Here is an 18,976-nt window from a genome sequence, read left to right on the forward strand (position 1 = left end):
GGCCCGATTCGCTTGAATACGCGCCCGCGTCGCCTGGCCAAACAAGAGGGCCGCCAGAGCGCAACCAAACATTAGAACGCAATACTTCGAAAGGACCCGGCATGTCGTTATCGCGCTGTCTATCTGGCCTGTCCAACTTGTTGCACTACCGCCGCGAATGGTTTCGCGCCGACCTGCGGGCCGGGTTGTCCGTGGCGGCTATCCAGATCCCGATCGCCATTGCCTATGCGCAGATTGTCGGCCTGCCGCCGCAATACGGGCTCTACGCCTGTGTGCTGCCGATGATTGTCTATGCCTTGATCGGCAGCTCGCGGCAACTGATGGTCGGCCCCGATGCCGCCACTTGCGCCATGCTCGGCGGGGCCGTGGCGCCTTTGGCCATGGGCGACCTGCAGCGTACCGTCGAATTGTCGATGATCGTCACCGTGCTGGTGGGCCTGATGCTGATTGCCGCCGGGATCGCCCGGGCGGGTTTTATCGCCAGCTTCTTCTCGCGGCCGATCCTCATCGGCTACCTCAACGGCATCGGTCTGAGCCTGATCGCCGGGCAAATGGGCAAGGTGGTGGGCTTCAAGATCGAAGGCGACGGCTTCATTCTGGGGTTGGCGGACTTTCTCCAGCGGCTGGGGGAGATCCATGGCCTGACCCTGGCCGTTGGCCTGGCCAGCCTGGGCCTGTTGATCTGGCTGCCGCGACGCTACCCGCGGCTGCCGGCAGCGCTGCTGACGGTGGCGCTGTTCACCTTGCTGGCCGGGCTCTTGGGCTTCGACCGCTTCGGGGTGGCGATCCTCGGCCCTGTGCCGGCCGGGATTCCCGAGTTGTCCTGGCCCAAGACCACCCTGGAGGAAAGCAAGAGCCTGCTGCGCGACGCGCTGGGCATCGCCACCGTGAGTTTTTGCAGCGCCATGCTCACGGCCCGCAGCTTCGCCGCGCGCCATGGCTACGCGATCAACGCCAACCATGAATTCATCGCCCTGGGCCTGAGCAACCTGGCGGCCGGAGCCTCCCAGGGCTTTGCCATCAGCGGCGCGGATTCGCGTACCGCGGTCAATGACATGGCCGGAGGCAAGAGCCAGTTGGTGGGCATCATCGCCGCCCTGGCGATTGCGCTGATTCTGCTGTTTTTCACCGCGCCCATGGCGTGGATTCCGCAGCCGGCCCTGGGCGCGGTGCTGTTGATGGCGGGCTGGGGCTTGCTCGACGTCAAGTCCCTGAAGCAGATCTACCGCCTCAGCCGCTTCGAGTTCTGGCTGTGCCTGCTGACCACTGTCAGCGTGCTGGGCCTGGGCGTGCTGCCGGGCATCATCTTCGCGGTGACCCTGGCCATCCTGCGCCTGCTGTACAGCATCTACCAACCCACCGACGCGGTGCTGGGCTGGATGCCGGGCATCGAAGGCCAGGTGGACATCCGCCAGTACCCGCAAGCGCGCACCGTGCCCGGCCTGGTGGTGTATCGCTTCGACGACGCGATCCTGTTCTTCAACGCCGACTACTTCAAGATGCGCCTGCTGGAAACCGTGCAGCGCGAGAGCCAGCCCGAGGTGGTGCTGTTCAATGCCGAGGCGGTGACCGATATCGATGTCAGCGGCATCGCGGTGCTGCGGGAAATCCGCGAAACCCTGGCCGCCCAGGGCATCTACTTCGCCATCGCCCGTGCCCGCGGTACTTTCCTGGCGATGCTGGAACGCTCGGGGATGACCCGGGAAATGGACGGCCAGTTGCTGTTCAGTTCGGTGCGTTCGGGGATCAGGGCCTACCGCATATGGCGCAACAGCATGCGCGGCAAGCAGTGATGCAGAGGAGGGTGACCGGCAGGGAGCGACCCTGCCGGCGCTGGAGCGACGTTCAGCCGAGCCGGCGAGGCCTCACTGTGTGATGGTCATGCTGCTGGTGGCCTGGACCGAGCCGTAGCGGATGCGCGGATAAGTCGGATCGGCGTAGCTGAAATCCATCACTGTGCCGACGGAGCCGAAGTATAGGGCCTGGCAATTGAAGTTCACCGCCACCTGGCCGCCGTAAGGGGTGACCCCGATGGCGACCTGGGTCGGCCCGGTCCATTCGATCTTGCACCCCAGCGTACCGCCTGCTGCGCCGGCGTTGTATCCGCGACAGTTCAAGGTGGCGTTGCCGTTGCTGGTATTGGGAAAGCCCGCCCATTTGGCGATGGCCAGGTTGGCCGAGCAGGACGTGTTGACGCTGCTGGCGCCCGGGGCGAGCTTGTAGACCCCGGACGGTGGCGCAAGCGTTGCCGTGACGGGCGTCAATGGCAGGGCGGCAAGGCTCGATGCCGCCTGGTTTTCCACCACGGTGGTGGGCGACGGCGGGAGCTTGCACACCACCACGGCGCCGACGTCGTCGGACTTCTTCAACTCACCCAGCGCAGTGATATCGGCGCCGCCCTTCGACTCGCAGAAGAGTTTGCGTAACTGGGCTTTTTCTTCGCGGTCAGCCGTGGACGAGGCCTGGGCCAAAGGTGCAAGGGCCAGGCCAATGACGCCAGCCATCAGCACGCTTGAAAGTTTCATGATCGATTCCTTATCGGGGTTATGACTGGCTGCACCCTATGAGCACCAGGCGGTTTTTTTCATGACAAAAGCTCGGGTGTTGCGCGCAAACAGGGCCGCTGGAGTTTTGCCCTTTCGGGACTTGACCTGATGCCGCTATCTGCTGTTGAATGCGCGCCCTAAAGCCTCTGCAACCTTTTCTCCAAGTGGTGAAGCCAGTGCCCTACGCCAGCCAACACGCCTGATACCGACGACGGTCCATCCTGCCTGATGTCTGCCCGTGCCTATGCGCGGCGGCGCTTGATTGCCATGCCTGCCTGATCCTGTCGTTGGTTTTTCTCTGTTTTCGAGGACAAACCCATGCACACGGATGTTCGTGCCACCGCGCACAACCTGGAACTGCTCAAATACCCCCGCACGCCCCATCTGCAAGGCTCGCGCCTGCAAGATGGCGACACTGACACTGGCCAGGTGCGCTATGCCGCCCTGGCCGGGCAGTGGCTGGTGGTGGAAGAAAAACTCGATGGCGCCAACGCCGGCATCAGCTTCAGCGCAAGCGGCGAGTTGCGCCTGCAATCTCGCGGTCACTACCTCACTGGCGGTGGTCGCGAGCGCCAGTTCAATCTGTTCAAGCAGTGGGCCGTGGCTCACGAACACTGGTTGCTGGAGCGCCTGGAAGATCGCTTCGTGCTGTATGGCGAATGGCTGCACAAGAAGCACTCGGTGTTCTACGACCGCTTGCCACATTATTTCTGCGAGTTTGATGTGTGGGACCGCGCCACAGGGCTGTTCCTCTCCACCGCGGCGCGCCGGTGCCTGCTTGAGGGAGGGCCGGTGCTGTCGGTGCCGGTGCTGTACGAAGGCCCGGCGCCGCGCCGGCATGCCGAGCTGATGGCGCTGGTGGGCGATTCGCTGGCCAAGACCGAGCGCTGGCGCGAGGTGTTCGAGCAGGTGGTGCGCCGCGAAGGCCTCGACCTGGCCCGTGCCTGGCGCCAGTGCGACCGTTCCAGCCGCATGGAAGGCCTGTACCTGAAGCTCGAGGACGAGCAGCAGACCCTCGGCCGACTCAAGTGGGTACGCCAGGACTTCGTCCAGGCCATCCTCGATGCCGACCAGCACCATGCCAACCAACCCTTCATCCCCAATCAGCTGGCCGACGGCGTCGACCTCTATGCCCCGCGCCTGTCCATGGACTGGCAGGGCCCACGCCACGGCTACTGAAGGAGCATCCCGATATGGATATTCGACAACTGCAACAACTGGTCCCCGAGCCGGGGCGCGATATGGACGTCGCCGCTTGCCTGGCGACCATCCCGGCCCTGGCGCGCCTGGCCGATACACCGCAAGACCCGACCTACCACGCCGAGGGCGATGTGTGGATTCATACCCGCCTGGTAGTCGAAGCCTTGCTGGCCCAACCCGCCTACCAGCAGGCCAGCGCCGAGCAGCGCTTTGTGCTGTTCTTCGCCGCCCTGTTGCACGATATCGCCAAGCCCGACACCACCGTGATCGACCCGGATACCGGGCGTATCGGCCAGCCCGGTCACTCGCGCCGGGGCGCAGTGGATGCGCGGCTGCTGTTGTGGCGCGCCGGCGTGCCATTCGAGCTGCGCGAGCAGATCTGCCGCATCATCGCCGTGCACCAGGTGCCGTTTTTCGCCTTGCAGGGTGATCGCAGCGGCCGCAGCGCTGAGTTCCTGTTGCACAAACTGTCCTGGGAACTGCCGCTATGGATGCTCTGTGCCGTGGCTGAGGCCGATATGCAGGGCCGCGATTACGCCGGCAAGGCCGATGTACTGGACGCCATCGAACTGTGGCGCGAACTGGCGCAGGAGGAGGGCTGCCTGCACGGGCCGCGGGCCTTTGTCGACGAGTACACACGCATTCAGTACCTGCGTGGCGCCCGGGTACATCCCGACTACCCACTGCACGCGCCGCAGGGCTCGTCGGTGGTGATGCTCTCGGGCCTGCCGGCCAGCGGCAAGGACACCTGGACCGCGCAACATTACCCGGAGCTGCCGGTGGTGTCGTTCGACGACGCGCGCCAGGCCCTGGGCCTGCGCCACGGACAGAACGAAGGCGCCGCTGCGCATTACGCCATCGACCGGGCCAAGGCCTTGTTGCGCGAGCACAAACCCTTTGTGTGGAACTCCACGCACCTGTCGGCGCAGATGCGCAACCGCACCCTGGACTTGCTCTACGGCTACGGCGCCGAGGTGGAAATTCTTTACCTGGAGCGGCCCGAAGACGAAATCATGCGGCGCAACCAGAAGCGCGACACCTCGCTGCGCAACGATGATATCCGCCGCATGTTGTTCAAGTGGGAAGTGCCGCTGCCGACCGAGGCGCACCGGGTGGTTTATCAGGCGGTGACGGGGTGAGTGGCACTTACGTTCCTGATATAAGTCCGCACTTCATTAAAAGCATTCAAAGTTTATAGCAGAGCAAAAGAAAATAAATAAATGACTTAACAAGTACGGATGGAGCCCCTCCTAAAAATGAAGCTTACAGATATCTACAGCAAAATAATCAGCGAAGAACCGTACAATGACATGGATGTATTCTTCGAGAACTATGAAAGCTTTGAAGAAATTCCACTTGTGTCAAGATACAGTCGCTTAAAGCTCTTGAAGGATGAGCTGAGCGGCAGCGGGGCTTCTAACTTTCTGACAGGGCTCGCTGTGTTTCTTTTGAATACTTTAAGATTGTTAGAAGCATCAAGAAGTGAAAGTGTGTTTTTTGCCGTGAGCTTTACAGACTTTGAGGGGTTGGAGGAACAAGGCATCCTCATACCTAATATATTTATTTATCCAAAGCCGGCCTCGGTCGGTTTTTTGGAAAAAGTACGAGAAAATGATGGAGGTCTTGAGTCGTGGGAGATGCAAGAAGTAAAAAGCCATTTTTCTAACTGCGGGGTAGAAACTGCTTTTGATTTTTATGAAAGTAGATTTCATGACGCCGTTTGCGCTGAGGAGATTGTAAGGGTCTTTGCTGTTCCCAGGACTTGTTGAGTGCAAAGAACTCGTCTGTTCGATGAAGATGAGAAATTTCTTTGGCGCCAAGTTAACGTTCAGTCCGTAGCACTGTAGGTGTTACTCAAGTCAGCACTATGCCAAGGAAATGAGCGACGAAGACCGTTGGCGATTACGCCAGAAAACGGCGGTACCCATCGCTGAAAAACTGCATGAGTGGATGCTCGCCCAACGCGAGCTTGTGCCCGATGGCTCGGCTACGGCAAAGGCCTTGGATTACAGCCCCATCGACAACAACCAGATCGAGAACTTGATCCAATCGTGGGCGCTTGGGTGGTCAAACTGATTGTTTGCTGGGTCGCTGCGCAGCGGCAAGCGGGCGGCGGCGATCATGAGCTTGATCCAATCGGCACGTATGAATGGGCATGATCCGTATGCGTATTTGAAGGACGTGCTGACTCGTCTACCGACGCAGCGGGCAAGTGAGATTACGGAGCTGCTGCCGCAAAGCTGGCAGCAGCCGACATCAAGCTACGGGTAGAGAGCGTCTCAGAGTTTCAAAATCTTGTATAGGTATATTGAAGCTTTGCAAAAACAGCATGTTACCGTTTGAAAGTTGCCATTCGTAGAAGTCTGAAAAGTCTCCTATGGCCAGTGCTCGGACTACTTTTGCAACAAAGCCGTGTGCTACAAGCAAAACAGTTTTGGAGGGATATTTCGATTCCAGCTCAGCTAAACCGTCTCGCACTCGTTTCACAACGTCAGAGATCGATTCACCATTGGTCGGCCCAGCATCCCAAAGTCGCGTGATGTTTTGCGACCAGAGTTGTGGATAGCGCTTCTTGGCATCGCCTTGGGTCAACCCCTCGAAAACGCCGACATCCCGCTCTCTGAAGCAATCCATTATTTCAGGCGAGAGCTTGAGGCGTTCGTTCAGAATACTCGCGGTTTGTACCGCCCTGAGGCGTGGAGAAACGACAAGTACATCAAGGCTTGCGGGCAATTGCTCGCAAAGCGTTTGAGCTTGCTGGCGGCCCAGCGCGGTAAGTTCTGGATCAAGAGATCCAAGGTATCGATGTTCGGCATTAGCCCAGGTTTCACCATGCCGCACGATGTATAAATGCATGAAATCCGTCTCAACGAAATAAGAGATAGATTGTACCTTTCCATCGCCGGTGAACGCACCAAGACCGGGTTTTGGGACAGGTGTATTCCTCAGACGCTTACACAGGGATTGCCAGATTTGAGATAAGCATCCCCCACCATAGAGTCCGAAGCTGTTGGGCAGATCGTGCACTCGCATCAGTTTGGTTTGAGGTGGAATCTCTCCCAGTCAGCGGCCTGGCAGGGGAGGTAGACTAAATCGCCCATTCTCTAGATACCTCTTTGCCTTAGCCTACATGCCTGGATAAATGAAGCCCTACAGCAAACCTCTAGAAGAACGACAGCAAGACGATGATCAACACACTGAACTGCGTCGTCTGCGAGCAGAACTCAAGCGCGTCACTGAAGCAGGCCGCCGCATACTTGGTTGTCTGATCCGCAATCTGCACGTGCTAAAGACAATCAGCGATTACTGGATTTGATCAAGCATTCGCAAAATCCATGACGATCTGCGCGAGGTCGGTTCAGCTGTCGCCGGTAGAGTTTGAAAAGCGTTACGCAATGAGTTTGCAAGGTGTCTAGAGAATCCGGGGCGATTCAGTGGCATATGATTTAACATAATATACATTATGCGAATATTTGTATTGAGGCTTCTGGGCCAGTGGAGGCCAGATTTGCAGAGCCTGCTCCTGGCCTTCCAACCTCCGGCCTCTTCGTGATGTGGCCCTCCCTTAGAGATGGCGCCTAGCGTTTCCACCCGAAAGCCTCGCAATCCGCGCCTTCGCGAGCAATCAACCACCTCGGCAATCTCCATTTCATTGTTTTTTAATTCTGGCAGCATCGGCCATAACGCATGGTTTGGTCATTTTTTGTGGGATCGAGACGCCGTATGCCGACATTTCGACGAGGCTCGTTCAGTGCAACAAAGCGCCAGGATACGAGACATCTTTTAAAAATGGCTGACGCTCACTGTCAGATCGTTTCAGTCTCAACCGCCGGTGCACGATTAGCTACTGAGGTCGAATATCAACGAGAAAACTCGGGAGCCATAAAGGACTGTTTAACTCAACTAAATGTTTATTTAGTTGAGTTAAGTGAACGGTACGGCAGCCCGCCCTCCCTTCGTCACATTGGCGGCCTTCACTAGTGGCTGAACTTCAGCATGGAGGCGATGGTACTCCTCAAATTCTGAAGATACCTTTTGATCTACCAACGTGAGGTTCTCTCCGCTTCCGGTCGTTTGTTGCACACCTCACCGGCAGTCCAAGCGCATCACGAAATGCGATCAGTTGAGAGCGCACGGTAAATCTCAATGCCTCGCATACCTTACCGTGGGATGACTGGATGACGCCCGTGATGCAGCGCTTGTAGGAAAAGCTATCTTCGCTACCATCCAAACGGACAAGTCTGATCCCCCTATGTAAACCAAGTCGCACTCACAAGACGCGGGGTTTCAGCACCAGCAAGTGAATCTCAAGTAACCGTCTCACACTGCCTCATCAACCTGTCCAACATTAGGCGCAACCTCAACCTCCGCTGCCACATTGTTGGTGATGCCGAAAGGAATGTGCACAGACGGCGCAACCGCGCTGGTGGATTTAAGATGCCCGGATTGGTCGTCGAAGAAGATGTGCGGCTTCAATACGCCCAAAATTTTGCCTTTCTCGATGCCACCCAGGAAGAAAGCGTCGTTAGCCATGACGCCCCAACTCTTGAGCGTATTCATCGCACGCTCATGTGACGGAGCATTGCGGGCGGTGACGATCGAGACGCGTATGCGGTTTTCGTATTCAGGATTGAGCTTCTTGTGCTTTTCCTCGACGGTTTGGATCTTGGATATCCGCACCATGAACTCCTTCAGCGGTCCAGGGTTATGAGGCTGCATGACGTTCTTCACCTCATGGGCATGAAACTCTGTCAGCCCGGAAGACTGCATGATTGATTCAGATTCATCGCCGGCGAGTACGCCATCAAAGTCGAATGCGATGCGCAGGGTTTTGTCAGTTTCATCGTCCTCGAATTTTGAGTCAAGCACCTGCCCTGCCGGATATCCCGCCTTAATCGCGCCCTCCACGTCTTTCTTTTCACCAGACAAAAACAACGCGATATTCAGTGCAGGGATGTACTCATACGGGGATTTTCCTTGCATGAAAATCGCCCTGGTCATCCCCAGCCCATAGTGCTCGATTGTCTTCAGTACACGCAGCCCGGTGTCAGGATCATTCCGCGAAAGAAGGATCACCTCTACAAGCGGATCCTCAGGATCGTCGCTCAGGTCATTCACAGACAACAAACGCTTGATGAAAGGGAACGCAATCCCCTTTGGTAGCGGGTCATGGAGATGTTCTTGCTGAAATTTGCGGTACTCCTCCTCCCCCTGGCTCTTAAACACAGCGTCCGATGCCACTAGGTCAAACACAGCGCTGGAAGCCACTCCGATCACCAAGCGGTTTTCTAATTCGTAAGGCATTGCAACCTCTCTCGATCCTTTGAGCGCAAACTTTGACGGGCACTGAGGGTGCTCTGGGCGTGATCGCATTTGTACGACTAGTAAAGAGGATCCGTATGCGCATCTCATTAATGCGTTGACGCCCTGATCGGCGTGCCCGTGGATGCCCACCTGAGTCGTTTCAGATGACTTCGGTGGGCGTTTACTTGCAAATCATGGTCTTCTGCTCCGCAATAATCAGAGTCTTAAACCTAGCACTCAAGCGTCGCTTCAAGCGTAATCAGCAGGCTGTCATTGCGCCCCATAACCTCTGCCAATTCCGAATCCAAATGCTTGTGCAGAGCTTCCAGTTCTCGGCTGCGATTTACTCCTAGAGGATCCAGCTGATCGATCATGTACACGACAAAGACGCTTGTAACTCCAGTCAACGCGCCGATGATGACTGCGGAAACGACAGGGCCAATCAGTCCCAGACCAGGAATGGTCAATATAGACTTTTCAATAAACTCCTCCAGTGCAACGCCGCCAATGACCACTGCGCCGGCACAGATAACCTTCAAGGCTTCATGAGCGCCTTCCCTAAAGGCCATCCCTTTCGGCGGCATTGTCAGTGTTTTGAGTGCGCGTAATAGAGACATGAAACCTTCTCGAAACATGCGAATCACGCGTTTACTAGTGGTCATTAAGGTATTTAGGAAAACGGTGATCAGGTTTGAAAGCACACCAGCAACGAAGCCGGCTCCGCCGGCCGCTAGGGCTTCCTTCCATTTACTACCCACTCGCGATGCCACCCGCTCCATCCGGGAACGCAGCTCTGCCCACCAGCGATCATGACTGGCACCGTTACGATAGAAATCCTGAAGCTCGTCAAAACTCGCCGCAAAAAATTCGACAAGCATGAGACCAAACGCTTGCTGGAAGGCCATTTTTCCGCCCTCCTTCACACTGGTGTCAAGCAAGTTTTTTTTGAACTTTTCACTCTTATAATAGGCGTCGTGAAGCTTCGCTTCGTACTCTGCGCGAGCAGCCTTGTCCTTGGCAAGAATCAGGTCTGGGTTGTCAGCAATGGTTTGCTTCTCCAGGCTGAGCTTGAGCTCGTTCCGCTCCTTGATTGTCAATTCTGATTCGGATTTGGCTTGCAGTTCGGCTATCCGTTCACGCCGGCCAGGGCTTTCTTGCTGCAGGCGCTTAACCAGGGCCTCTACTTTCTGGTCGCCTTTGGATTGGTTGAAACGCTCCTTCGTAGGGTTCAAATTAGACTCGCTGTTTGCCAGGGATATGGCATCAAGACCTGCGAGATCTCGACCACGATCTCGATGGATTTCAGCAGCTGAAATCGTATGATCAAGGTTACGTTTATCGACTTGTTTCGGGGAAAAGATCTCGCCCGTGTAGGCGTCTTTAAGAATCCCTGCTGCCTGATCAGCAGTGTCCACACGGTTCTTATCAATGTAGCGCGAGTCACGATCAAAAGGTTTACGAATGGCCTTGTCCATAGGAGGAACTTTCGCGTACTTGTCGCGTGCCTCGTCGGTTGCGTAAACCTCTTTGCGGGCATTGTGGATGGTATCTACGTTACCCCCCACCTTGTCGTAGGCAGCCAGAACCTTACCCAGGCCAAATGGAACTGCCACCGCTTGGAGAACCTCGCGGCGACTGTCCCGCATCAGTTGATCAAAACGTTCCCCATCATAAGTCTTTGTGAAATCTTGTAGCGCTGCATCAAGCTGCGCGTCGGTGACATGCGTATCGAGGTCTACTGAAAGGGCGCTGAACGCTAAGTCGACTCGCTGGGTGTCGATGGGTTGTTGCAGCATCGCTAAAGCGTCTGCGGGTGTTGGAAGAGCGATGAGTACGGGTTGCTCGCGTAGCTGTTTCTGCAGTTGGCGGCGGGCTTTGAAGCGATCGATCCGATCCGTCATGTCACACTCCTTAAGCGCTGGCGCGCAACTGAACCCAACTGGACAAGAATCGCGTCTCAGCATCCGTGACTTCATCATCCAGGTGAATCACAAAACGAATGATCTCCTGGAACAGGTCTTGAGCATCACTGCCAACTTCCTGCGCGATCGCGAATGCTTCTTTTAACGAGGGAGGCTGGGCGATCTGAGCATCCAGAGCGCTACGAACTTGGGGAGGCAGCCACTTTGCCCCCATGCCTAGTAATAATTCGTCGATTTGCTCCTGTTCGTCCCGGCTCACCTGGCCATCGCAGGTTGCACACGCTTGAGCCACAGCTTGCATGGCTATGAGCATCTGGAAATAACTGTCGTTGTCCTTAATGCGGGAGGTGGCCTTTTCAAGTGCCGACTCAAATCTATTTTCGCGCTCCAAATACAACGCCTTTACCTTTGCCTCTCCTCTGGACTCCGCCTCCTTGATCTTTGCGTTTTCGCGATTTTTGCGGGAGGCCCAGAACTCAGTCATGGATTGGCCAAAGTTACCGACGTAATCCTTGGATGAGTCGAAACTGCTGCTTAATGCGTCCCGTGTCGATTCATAGGTGTCAGCGATGGCAATAGCAACGACGCCCGCAGCGTTGGAAACGGTATTGTGGGTGACGTCGAAAGCATTCGATGCAGCTGCCGTAGCTTTTTCCGAAGTCTCAGACACAGTGGTGATAGTGGAGTCGTAAGCATCGCTGACAACATCGACAACTCTGTCGGACGCATTAGATACAGCTTCCTTTGTGGAGTCGATGGCGTCAGAAATGCCAATTGAGGATCCAGTACCAACTCAAATGATCGAAAAAATGCCCCTGTTACTGGGGAACGGTGCGATCGTTAAATACTGAGATTTTCAACATGGAATGTCGTGTTCGCCTTGCCATACGCGGAGATACAGCAGCGATTAGTCGGGTCGTGATCACGGCCCTGCGAGAGTCAAACTCACTTTGCTTCTGAAGCCGTCAGCAAGGACTGAGAAGCGTAAGACTTAACGCCTGACTTCAACCTTGTAGAATTGCGTTTCTATCATCAACCGACGCCGGTCGGACATAACCGCGCCCTGAATCTGACTCGCCAATCGAACGTAGAACTTACATTCGCGCTGGTTGGCCAAATCTGAAATGGGGCGAGTAGCCTGAAGAAAATCCTCGTACGTCCGAGAGGTATTCGACATCAGCGCGGAGAAGTTCGGAAGTGCCTCTGCATCCGCTTGACGAGTCGGCGGCCATGCGGGCTCAAAGCTCAGTGAGTCGTCCTTCAAGTAGACCGTGAGAAACATCTCGGCCTTACCTGCCTCATTCGCCCAGCAAGGTGGGAGGTCACCTCCCTTACCCCTATTCAGCTTGTTCTGCAGAAACTGAACCTGCCCTTTCAGATCACTGTTGGTTTTCTGCAGCGTTACCGGGTTCGTCCCCTGCTTCTCAGCCTGAGCAAAGGCTTCTGCATTTTTGACGAGCTCTGAAATTTGCTCGGAGGTCGGGACGCCTTCTTGCCCTAACGCCGTTTTCAGCATTTGCTCGGTTGCCTGGAGTGCACCTATTCGCTTGATGACATCTGTGGGCTGAGCGTCCTTTTCCTCGTCTGGATTGACCACAAGCTTTTTCAGCTGATCAAACGACATCATCGTTTCAAGGATCAGGCGCTTGGCATCTTCGCCCTTGTTTTTACTGCCAGCTTCCTGCAAGGCCTTATCGATCGCGGCCAGAGCAGTCAGCTGTTCATCTTTCTGAGTCAGCAGCACCTTGAGGCGGCCAGCTTCTTCTTTTGCCTTGGAGGCGTCGACGAGCTTCGAAATGATCTCGTCTGGATTTTTCACCTTGAGCGAAACCATTCGCGCTTTGAGTTCATCACTCGCACGCTTGATCGCCTGTTCGCGATCATCGTTATTCTGATAGGAGGAGATTTTGTCTGCCATCTCCGTATTCTTATGGGTGAGCTCCCAAACCTTGTAGCCCATCAACAACAGCAGAATGAAACACAGAATGATCCAAATTTCGGTAAGTGAGAGCTGAAATACCTGATCGTTTTTAGAACTCATCAGGCAGTTCTCATGTCAGCCGGGCTCGAATTCTCCAACGCCAATGTTGCCTCGGCAATCGATTCGAGTGACGAGCCCGGAGCTGTTTCACCAATGCTTGGCGAACGCATCTCAGGATTGCTGATGAGATCAATCTTGCCCATTAGCTCGTCCAACAAATGTGAATGGGCCGTCTCGAGTCCGCGGTTGCTTGACTCGACATTGGCAGCCAACACTTTATGCGCATCGGTACTGGCCATCACCGCGTCTACCAAAGGCGTGAGCGTGGTGCGCATGTTGTCAGCGAGCGCCTCGTTGTTTTTGATACCAGCAACACTGATGGCGTTCAGCGCCCCCGTTACTTCCTGGGTGAAACGCTCTAATGTGCTGTCGTCTTTTACTGTGGTACGCAGCTCTTCAAGCTTGTCGGCCACCTTGGCGAACACTTGCTGATTAGCCTTCATGTCTTCCATGAAGTCTTCCCGCTGATCATCCAACGAATCCAGGTAGTCCTTCTGGAGGCGCTCTACTCGCTCCATCACCTCCTGACTCTGCGCCTTCATCGACTCCACGAGGCGCTCCTGACTTTCAACGATCGAGCCTACGGCAGTAACAGCTTGTCCTATCGATTCAGTTTTGGTGTTCAAGCTGCGAATAGCAGTGCCCACCATCCTGGCTGCTGTCTTGACGTCGAGAGCCAACGTCGAAACGCCTTCGTTGAGGCTTTCTGTGGTGCCGGACAGCGCATCAATAGCCGGGTTGAGCTTTTGCGAGAACAGGTCATCAGGGAACAAGGTCTGATCTAGCCTATCCTGAGCTTTCTTGCCGAAATCGAGAGCGTGCGTTTCCATGCGATCGAGCGTCTGCTCGCTCTTCTCACGCAGACCATTGATGGTGGTCAGTAAATCCGTACTCGCATCGTTGGCTTGCGTGAGGATGCGCTCGAAGGCATCGTTGCTTTGGCGGGTAGCGTTCGCAAAAAAAGCCTCCATTGCATTGGTGCTGTGCTGGGAGATGGCTGTGATTTGTTCATGGACGCTCTGCACGGCTTCCTTGGCGGCGGCCATAACCTGATCCCTGAAAACTTCAAGTTGCTGGCTGGCAGCATCAAACGACATGGCCAGGCTTTCGGCCGACTGAATGGCGCGCTCCTCGACTCCCTTCACCGCATCACTGGTGTCCACCCTAAAACCTGTGTGAAACACCCTCGCCGCCATGCCGATGGCGGTACTCACCATGGCCACGCCGAAACGGGCAGCCATGCCATTGAGATTGTCACCAATGGATTTGATGTCGATCAGGCAGACAATGATGCTGAACACAGTGAATAGAAAACCGAGGTAGTACACCGAGTCCGCAAATTTTGCGAGCGTGAGTTGAGTGTTCCATTTCCTTCTTACGTGGTAGCCCACTATCCAGTAACCACCCATTACCAACAACGGAAGCGCAAAGCCCAACCATTTCGGATCGTTCAACTGGAGGCTGGCGTAGGCAAAACCTGCCTTGAGGACTAGAGCGGCGAAGAAATAGGTCTTCACTCGATGGACGAGCTTGTTCGGTTCCATTTACAAACCCTCCATGGCAGCAATTGTTTCAACCGATGCCCCATTGGCTTCGAAATAGTGAGCCCAAAAATCGCCAAGACGATTGGTCTGTGGGGTTTGCTGTTCGTTTGCCAGCAAGTTGATCGTCACATTGGCACCGCTCAGTCCTGGTGCCTGTGCGTTGCGACCATAGGGAGATTTAGCGAAATCCGGGTAGTTGAGCGGTGTACCTTTATACATTGAGAAGTCAGGCATATTCGCCAGCATGTCCGAGTAGATGATGAGCTTGCGATCACCTTTCACATTGGCATGGTCGAAGCCATTGATACCCACCAGCTGGAGCATCTGAAAAATGGGCGACAGCTTGCTGTGCTCGTCGAGTGAAATCTGTCGCACCACTGCGTCGAGTGGCTTGGCAAACCTCTCATTGAAATCCTTATCGACAAACTTCTTGGTCGAAGTGAGCTGATTTCGATCACTCCATTGACCTGGGTTGCAGCGCTCGAAAATAGGCTTTTCGTGCTGCTCGAATTTCTCCCCAAGCAAGAACACGGAGAGCAGGTAGCCTTCCGGTATGTCGTTCAGCACCATCGACTTGAGACGCTGGGCCAAAGCAGCTTTCTGAGTGAACGGGAACGGCGAGGTATTATCAATCAACACTACGTACTGGCCTTTCGCGCCGTTGCTTGGGCACAGCGTCTCTTTGTCCAAAGTCTCGTGGTTCAATTTGTAGTAGCCAACGCCACAGAGCAGCGAGATTACTGCAACGCCGAGAACGCTTCCCCAAACCCAACTCCCAACGTGACTTTCACGCTTGGCATAAACCGACATTACTATCCCCCTTATACCAAGTCCTGCAATGGCTGAAGCTGGTTGTGTTGGTGATTGAAGGACGACTGGACTCTTGCACGAATCGGCTCAACCTCAGCGACCAATTCGCGCAGTAACTGCTCCTGCGCATCCAGGCGCGCCTCATCTTTTTGAACTCCGAAGTCCGGCATTTCCAGTGTTCCAAAGGTCACCGGGTGATCGAAATACTCAGGTGGTGGAGCATCATTGGGACGCGCCATCATGTTTTCGTTTTGGTAATACCGGGTCAGGCTCTGCAGCGTTTCATCAGCCATGACCAATGTTTCGCTCACCTGTTTTTTTACGACCGACTTCTGGTTCATGTTGAATTTGAAGGTCTGGATCGCCTTTTCAGCTACCTGCACACCGCTATCAATCTTCTGCAGTACGTCAGCCTTCTCGCTTTCAAGCTTGTTTCGCAGTCCTTCGATCAGTTCGATGTAGTTGCGGTGAGCCTCGGCATATTGAACCCAGACACCTGCATAGCCCGGATAGCGATCTGTAAAGCTGTAGCCATCCCATACGCCGATACATCCAAAAAATATTGTTCCGAAAAACAAAATCAGTGACTCGAAATCCTGAATGGGGAATACACCCTCGAGAACGCTCTGCCAGAGCAGCGGGAAGGCGTTTTGACTCCCGTCTTCGTAGACGGTCAATACATAGCGGAAATAGGAGATCAACACCCCTAACACCAGCATGACGGTGAGTGCCAAAGTGAAAGATCCCCACCCTCCGAGCCGTCGTGAGCCTTTGACATGGTTTTTGTACCTAAAACCAAGCCCCGCGAAAAAACAGATAAACACGTTGAAAAACGACAGCATGAAAGCCATCGAGAACCCGCTTAGCAAACCACCTTCCAGACCCGAGCCGAAAAATGTGGCATTGAGAACACCCTCCCCGACACAACAGACCAGCACCAGCATTATCTTCAGAAATTTATCGCCGCCACTGAGGCATTTCGCAGGAATATTTGGCAGGCGATTCTCGTTGCGAAAATCACTGAGAATCTGAAGTTTTGTTCTCGTATCTGCGCCAAAGTCCTTAATGCGAGCGTCCTCACGCGTAAGGTAATGGTCGGACGTGCGTATAAACTCGTTTCCCATCTCAATAGCGCGGTTCATTTCCAGCGTGATATCGATCGAGTCGAGGCGGTTCTGGATCTGCTTGATGCGCTGCTCACCGTATTTCACCGTCTGCTCTCGCATCCGGCCTAGCTCCGCACGAACGGCGTGCTCGGCAGCAGTCAACTGTGTGTCAGTGCTTCTCGGGATTCCCTTAGCGCCGTGCTCTCTAGCGATTTTTTGGAGATCGAGCTTTTTTTTAATCTTTTCAGGGTCGATTTTCGGTATGAGCGGATCGCTGTGCTCTGTTTCCTGGCTCGAAAAAATGGATGCAATAAAAGCAAAGAGTCGTTTTATAAAATGCATCGGAATATTTATACTCGTTATTTTTCAACGACTTATGACTCTCTATGCGCGTGCGAACTCCGCGACATGGATTGCCGTTGTTATCGTTTTGGAGGGTGGGCTCAGGAGTCTTCGTCGTCCGTAACGTACATTCACATCAAATAGCCACTAAGGTGGTAAAATGATGACCGTACTACTGTTCCGTGGCAAGTAGGCAACGTTGGTTTGCAGACTAACGGGACTTACCTAAGGCCTATTAGGACTGGACAACAAGAACCGCTAGCCGTCGCTCTAGAATTCCCATCTTCCCCGCCACGCGCCCTCACGGGATCCAGTAAAATTCGCCAGACTTAACCGTTCTGCGAGCTGATCGATGAGTACCCTGGTAAGGAGCGTTGAGGAGGCAAAACCGTTGCTCAAAGAGCTCAGAAGCATAGAGCGCCAGGATCTCGAAAATCCAATTGGTGACGCCTATGGACTGCCCTCTTTCCCATATCCCCTCGCCCCACAACTGCCGGCTTAGTTGCGGTTTCACTCTATCCGTGGGCATCGACGCAAAACTCGGGAGTGTCCAACTATTTTGTATTAACAGTGATAACAAAACGCTATTAGAGGCCTTGTTCCTCGAGCTCGCATTCAGGCAAAGAGCCTTTAAGTTATGCGGTCTACAGCGCTAAACGCGGTGTGTCCGGAGCATCGCCAGAGGGTCAAAAACGCCTTTCGAACGCTTGTTCAGCGACCTCGACAGACCAAGAAGCACACCTAGACTCTCACCCGGTTCAGCCAGCTGAATCATGCCCAACACACGAAAAGGATATTCAACATGAACGCCTTCACCTCGGTAAACACCGTCACCACCCCCCTGACCATCAACAGCCAGTCCACCGCGACCTACAACGGCGACCCCAACCAGACCACCAAAGTGACCTTCAGCTATCAGAACAACCTGCTGTGGGCCACCCAGGTCAACAACACCGCAACTGTCCAGACTCTCAGCGCTGACACCTCCGCCGGCCCGGTCATCCTGCGCAAGGGTGCCCAGGTCAAACTGCAGAACGTGGGCTCGGCGTTCAGCATCCTGTTCACCGGGGTGATTATCGACAGCGGCTCGGAAACACCGTTCAACAACACCAACATCGGGACCTTCACCCTGTCGTGATCGACTCGGGCTCCTAGGCCGGAGCCCATTTGCGAAGCCGGCATGGCGCCGGCTTTGCTTCATGCAATATGGGACATGGACGGTACCCTCGCGTGACCAGGCAACGGATGCTCTACACCCGGATTCTCTGGGCAACCCTCGGCGCGATCCTGGCGACTGCAATGTGGCTGATGACCACCGGCAGCCGCTTGCCAACGGTATCCAGCAGCCACGACCAGGCCCTTTCCAGCAGCGATGCCATCGCGCCAGCCGCGGATTGCGTCGACCTCTCGCCCTCCTCCTCTGCCACCACCAATGATCCTTGCGTACCGGGCCCCGTGCTGCTGCCCGGGATGAAGGTCAATCGCCAGGTCGGTCCGGTGATGTTCGTGCTGGTGGTGGACAGCAACGAAGCCCGGGTCAATGCCCAGGTTTCCCTCGGCGACGCCGCCCTGACCGGCTTGAACATGACCGCCGCCGCTCCCACCGCCGACTTCAATCTGGCCAACGGCGATGGCCAGCGAGTCTGGGGCAGCCTGGGCGCCTTTTTCTGCGCACCACCCAACACTTCGCACCTGCTGGCCGACTTCACCATCGAGAACCTGCGCGACAGCGGCAAACCCGTGACCCAGGCCTATCGTGGCGACCTGATCCGCTGGCAGAGCCCGATCACCAGTGTCCTGGCCCGCTACCGCCAGCCCTTGCTGCCGGACCTGCAGGTGATCGTGGAGCTGCTGGACCCTTACAAGGCCGACAGCAGCAACGCGCTGACCGCCCAGGTGAGTTTCTATTACGCCAGCGATCTGATCGACCGCTACACCCTCATGGCCACCGCCACCCCGGTGAGCCTGCGTCAGTCCAGCGTCGGACCGGTGCGCATCGAGGGCGGACTTCTGGACTTTCGTCCCGCCACCCAGGAGCAGCAAGGGCAGCTCAGCCTGGATGGCACTTTCCAGTCCGGTCACAACCCACCGAACCACTACGTTGGCAGCGTCGCCGACTGGTCGTGGATCCGTGGCCGCGCCGACAATTGCAGGGGATAGA

General features: G+C 55.5%; 15 protein-coding genes and 2 pseudogenes. 8 read left to right on the top strand and 9 right to left on the bottom strand.

The window, feature by feature from the left end:
• The first annotated feature begins 101 nt into the window (after nucleotides 1-101).
• Complete coding sequence (locus LOY69_RS15225; protein WP_110595694.1) at nucleotides 102-1,793, top strand: SulP family inorganic anion transporter; 1,692 nt, start codon at nucleotides 102-104, stop codon at nucleotides 1,791-1,793.
• A gap of 72 nt (nucleotides 1,794-1,865) precedes the next feature.
• Here LOY69_RS15225 and LOY69_RS15230 read toward each other — a convergent pair whose 3' ends face one another.
• Nucleotides 1,866-2,525: a hypothetical protein gene (locus tag LOY69_RS15230; protein ID WP_170003462.1), complete on the bottom strand. Its 660-nt coding sequence runs from the start codon at nucleotides 2,523-2,525 to the stop codon at nucleotides 1,866-1,868.
• 339 nt (nucleotides 2,526-2,864) lie between these two features.
• Between LOY69_RS15230 and LOY69_RS15235 the strand changes: the two genes are divergently transcribed.
• The 4 genes and pseudogenes from LOY69_RS15235 to LOY69_RS15250 form a co-directional block, all read left to right on the top strand.
• Nucleotides 2,865-3,725, top strand: coding sequence for an RNA ligase family protein (locus tag LOY69_RS15235; RefSeq protein ID WP_265073139.1), 861 nt, complete (start codon nucleotides 2,865-2,867; stop codon nucleotides 3,723-3,725).
• Between the two features lie 14 nt (nucleotides 3,726-3,739).
• Complete coding sequence (locus LOY69_RS15240) at nucleotides 3,740-4,885, top strand: AAA family ATPase (protein WP_265073140.1); 1,146 nt, start codon at nucleotides 3,740-3,742, stop codon at nucleotides 4,883-4,885.
• Between the two features lie 117 nt (nucleotides 4,886-5,002).
• Nucleotides 5,003-5,515 (top strand): Imm15 family immunity protein, encoded by a 513-nt coding sequence (locus LOY69_RS15245; RefSeq protein ID WP_265073141.1) that lies wholly within the window; start codon nucleotides 5,003-5,005, stop codon nucleotides 5,513-5,515.
• A gap of 82 nt (nucleotides 5,516-5,597) precedes the next feature.
• A pseudogene (locus LOY69_RS15250) lies at nucleotides 5,598-6,017 on the top strand (transposase domain-containing protein); the annotation flags it as partial.
• On the opposite strand, the gene LOY69_RS15255 reads toward LOY69_RS15250, so the two are convergent.
• The gene (locus LOY69_RS15255) at nucleotides 6,003-6,602 is read right to left on the bottom strand and encodes a histidine phosphatase family protein (RefSeq protein WP_265073142.1); all 600 of its coding nucleotides are present in this window, start codon (nucleotides 6,600-6,602) and stop codon (nucleotides 6,003-6,005) included. The pseudogene LOY69_RS15250 and the gene LOY69_RS15255 sit on opposite strands and share 15 nt — an antisense overlap.
• A gap of 286 nt (nucleotides 6,603-6,888) precedes the next feature.
• Between LOY69_RS15255 and LOY69_RS15260 the strand changes: the two are divergent.
• Nucleotides 6,889-7,104: pseudogene (locus LOY69_RS15260) on the top strand (IS3 family transposase); the annotation flags it as partial.
• Between the two features lie 962 nt (nucleotides 7,105-8,066).
• Here the strand turns inward: LOY69_RS15260 and LOY69_RS15265 are convergent.
• The 7 genes from LOY69_RS15265 to LOY69_RS15295 all read right to left on the bottom strand — a co-directional run bounded on the left by LOY69_RS15265 (nucleotide 8,067) and on the right by LOY69_RS15295 (nucleotide 16,815).
• A complete protein-coding gene (locus LOY69_RS15265) occupies nucleotides 8,067-9,050 on the bottom strand; it encodes a 5'-nucleotidase (RefSeq protein WP_265073143.1) in 984 nt (327 codons plus the stop codon).
• Nucleotides 9,051-9,280: 230 nt separating this feature from the next.
• Nucleotides 9,281-10,951 (bottom strand): hypothetical protein, encoded by a 1,671-nt coding sequence (locus LOY69_RS15270; protein ID WP_265073144.1) that lies wholly within the window; start codon nucleotides 10,949-10,951, stop codon nucleotides 9,281-9,283.
• A 10-nt stretch (nucleotides 10,952-10,961) separates the two neighbouring features.
• On the bottom strand, nucleotides 10,962-11,642 hold the full coding sequence (locus LOY69_RS15275) for a hypothetical protein (protein WP_265073145.1): 681 nt from the start codon (nucleotides 11,640-11,642) through the stop codon (nucleotides 10,962-10,964).
• Between the two features lie 321 nt (nucleotides 11,643-11,963).
• On the bottom strand, nucleotides 11,964-13,013 hold the full coding sequence (locus LOY69_RS15280) for a hypothetical protein (protein WP_265073146.1): 1,050 nt from the start codon (nucleotides 13,011-13,013) through the stop codon (nucleotides 11,964-11,966).
• A complete protein-coding gene (locus LOY69_RS15285; protein WP_265073147.1) occupies nucleotides 13,013-14,557 on the bottom strand; it encodes a hypothetical protein in 1,545 nt (514 codons plus the stop codon). Before LOY69_RS15285 ends, LOY69_RS15280 begins: the two co-directional genes overlap by 1 nt.
• A complete protein-coding gene (locus tag LOY69_RS15290; RefSeq protein ID WP_265073148.1) occupies nucleotides 14,558-15,367 on the bottom strand; it encodes a hypothetical protein in 810 nt (269 codons plus the stop codon). It abuts the gene before it with no gap.
• Nucleotides 15,368-15,378: 11 nt separating this feature from the next.
• On the bottom strand, nucleotides 15,379-16,815 hold the full coding sequence (locus LOY69_RS15295; protein ID WP_265073149.1) for a hypothetical protein: 1,437 nt from the start codon (nucleotides 16,813-16,815) through the stop codon (nucleotides 15,379-15,381).
• Nucleotides 16,816-17,617: 802 nt separating this feature from the next.
• Between LOY69_RS15295 and LOY69_RS15300 the strand changes: the two genes are divergently transcribed.
• Together LOY69_RS15300 and LOY69_RS15305 are read left to right on the top strand one after the other, a co-directional pair.
• Nucleotides 17,618-17,953: a hypothetical protein gene (locus LOY69_RS15300; RefSeq protein ID WP_102879333.1), complete on the top strand. Its 336-nt coding sequence runs from the start codon at nucleotides 17,618-17,620 to the stop codon at nucleotides 17,951-17,953.
• Between the two features lie 92 nt (nucleotides 17,954-18,045).
• Nucleotides 18,046-18,975, top strand: coding sequence for a hypothetical protein (locus LOY69_RS15305; protein WP_265073150.1), 930 nt, complete (start codon nucleotides 18,046-18,048; stop codon nucleotides 18,973-18,975).
• Nucleotide 18,976 lies beyond the last annotated feature (1 nt).

This window comes from Pseudomonas sp. B21-059, from assembly GCF_026016285.1.
Lineage (GTDB): Bacteria > Pseudomonadota > Gammaproteobacteria > Pseudomonadales > Pseudomonadaceae > Aquipseudomonas > Aquipseudomonas danubii.

Bases quoted from the DNA above. Each gene is read 5' to 3' on its own strand.
- LOY69_RS15230 (WP_170003462.1), bottom strand. From the start codon at position 2,525: ATGAAACTTTCAAGCGTGCTGATGGCTGGCGTCATTGGCCTGGCCCTT.
- LOY69_RS15285 (WP_265073147.1), bottom strand. From the start codon at position 14,557: ATGGAACCGAACAAGCTCGTCCATCGAGTGAAGACCTATTTCTTCGCC.
- LOY69_RS15235 (WP_265073139.1), top strand. From the start codon at position 2,865: ATGCACACGGATGTTCGTGCCACCGCGCACAACCTGGAACTGCTCAAA.
- LOY69_RS15255 (WP_265073142.1), bottom strand. From the start codon at position 6,602: ATGCATTTATACATCGTGCGGCATGGTGAAACCTGGGCTAATGCCGAA.
- LOY69_RS15240 (WP_265073140.1), top strand. From the start codon at position 3,740: ATGGATATTCGACAACTGCAACAACTGGTCCCCGAGCCGGGGCGCGAT.
- LOY69_RS15290 (WP_265073148.1), bottom strand. From the start codon at position 15,367: ATGTCGGTTTATGCCAAGCGTGAAAGTCACGTTGGGAGTTGGGTTTGG.
- LOY69_RS15300 (WP_102879333.1), top strand. From the start codon at position 17,618: ATGAACGCCTTCACCTCGGTAAACACCGTCACCACCCCCCTGACCATC.
- LOY69_RS15280 (WP_265073146.1), bottom strand. From the start codon at position 13,013: ATGAGTTCTAAAAACGATCAGGTATTTCAGCTCTCACTTACCGAAATT.
- LOY69_RS15295 (WP_265073149.1), bottom strand. From the start codon at position 16,815: ATGCATTTTATAAAACGACTCTTTGCTTTTATTGCATCCATTTTTTCG.
- LOY69_RS15225 (WP_110595694.1), top strand. From the start codon at position 102: ATGTCGTTATCGCGCTGTCTATCTGGCCTGTCCAACTTGTTGCACTAC.
- LOY69_RS15245 (WP_265073141.1), top strand. From the start codon at position 5,003: ATGAAGCTTACAGATATCTACAGCAAAATAATCAGCGAAGAACCGTAC.
- LOY69_RS15270 (WP_265073144.1), bottom strand. From the start codon at position 10,951: ATGACGGATCGGATCGATCGCTTCAAAGCCCGCCGCCAACTGCAGAAA.
- LOY69_RS15265 (WP_265073143.1), bottom strand. From the start codon at position 9,050: ATGCCTTACGAATTAGAAAACCGCTTGGTGATCGGAGTGGCTTCCAGC.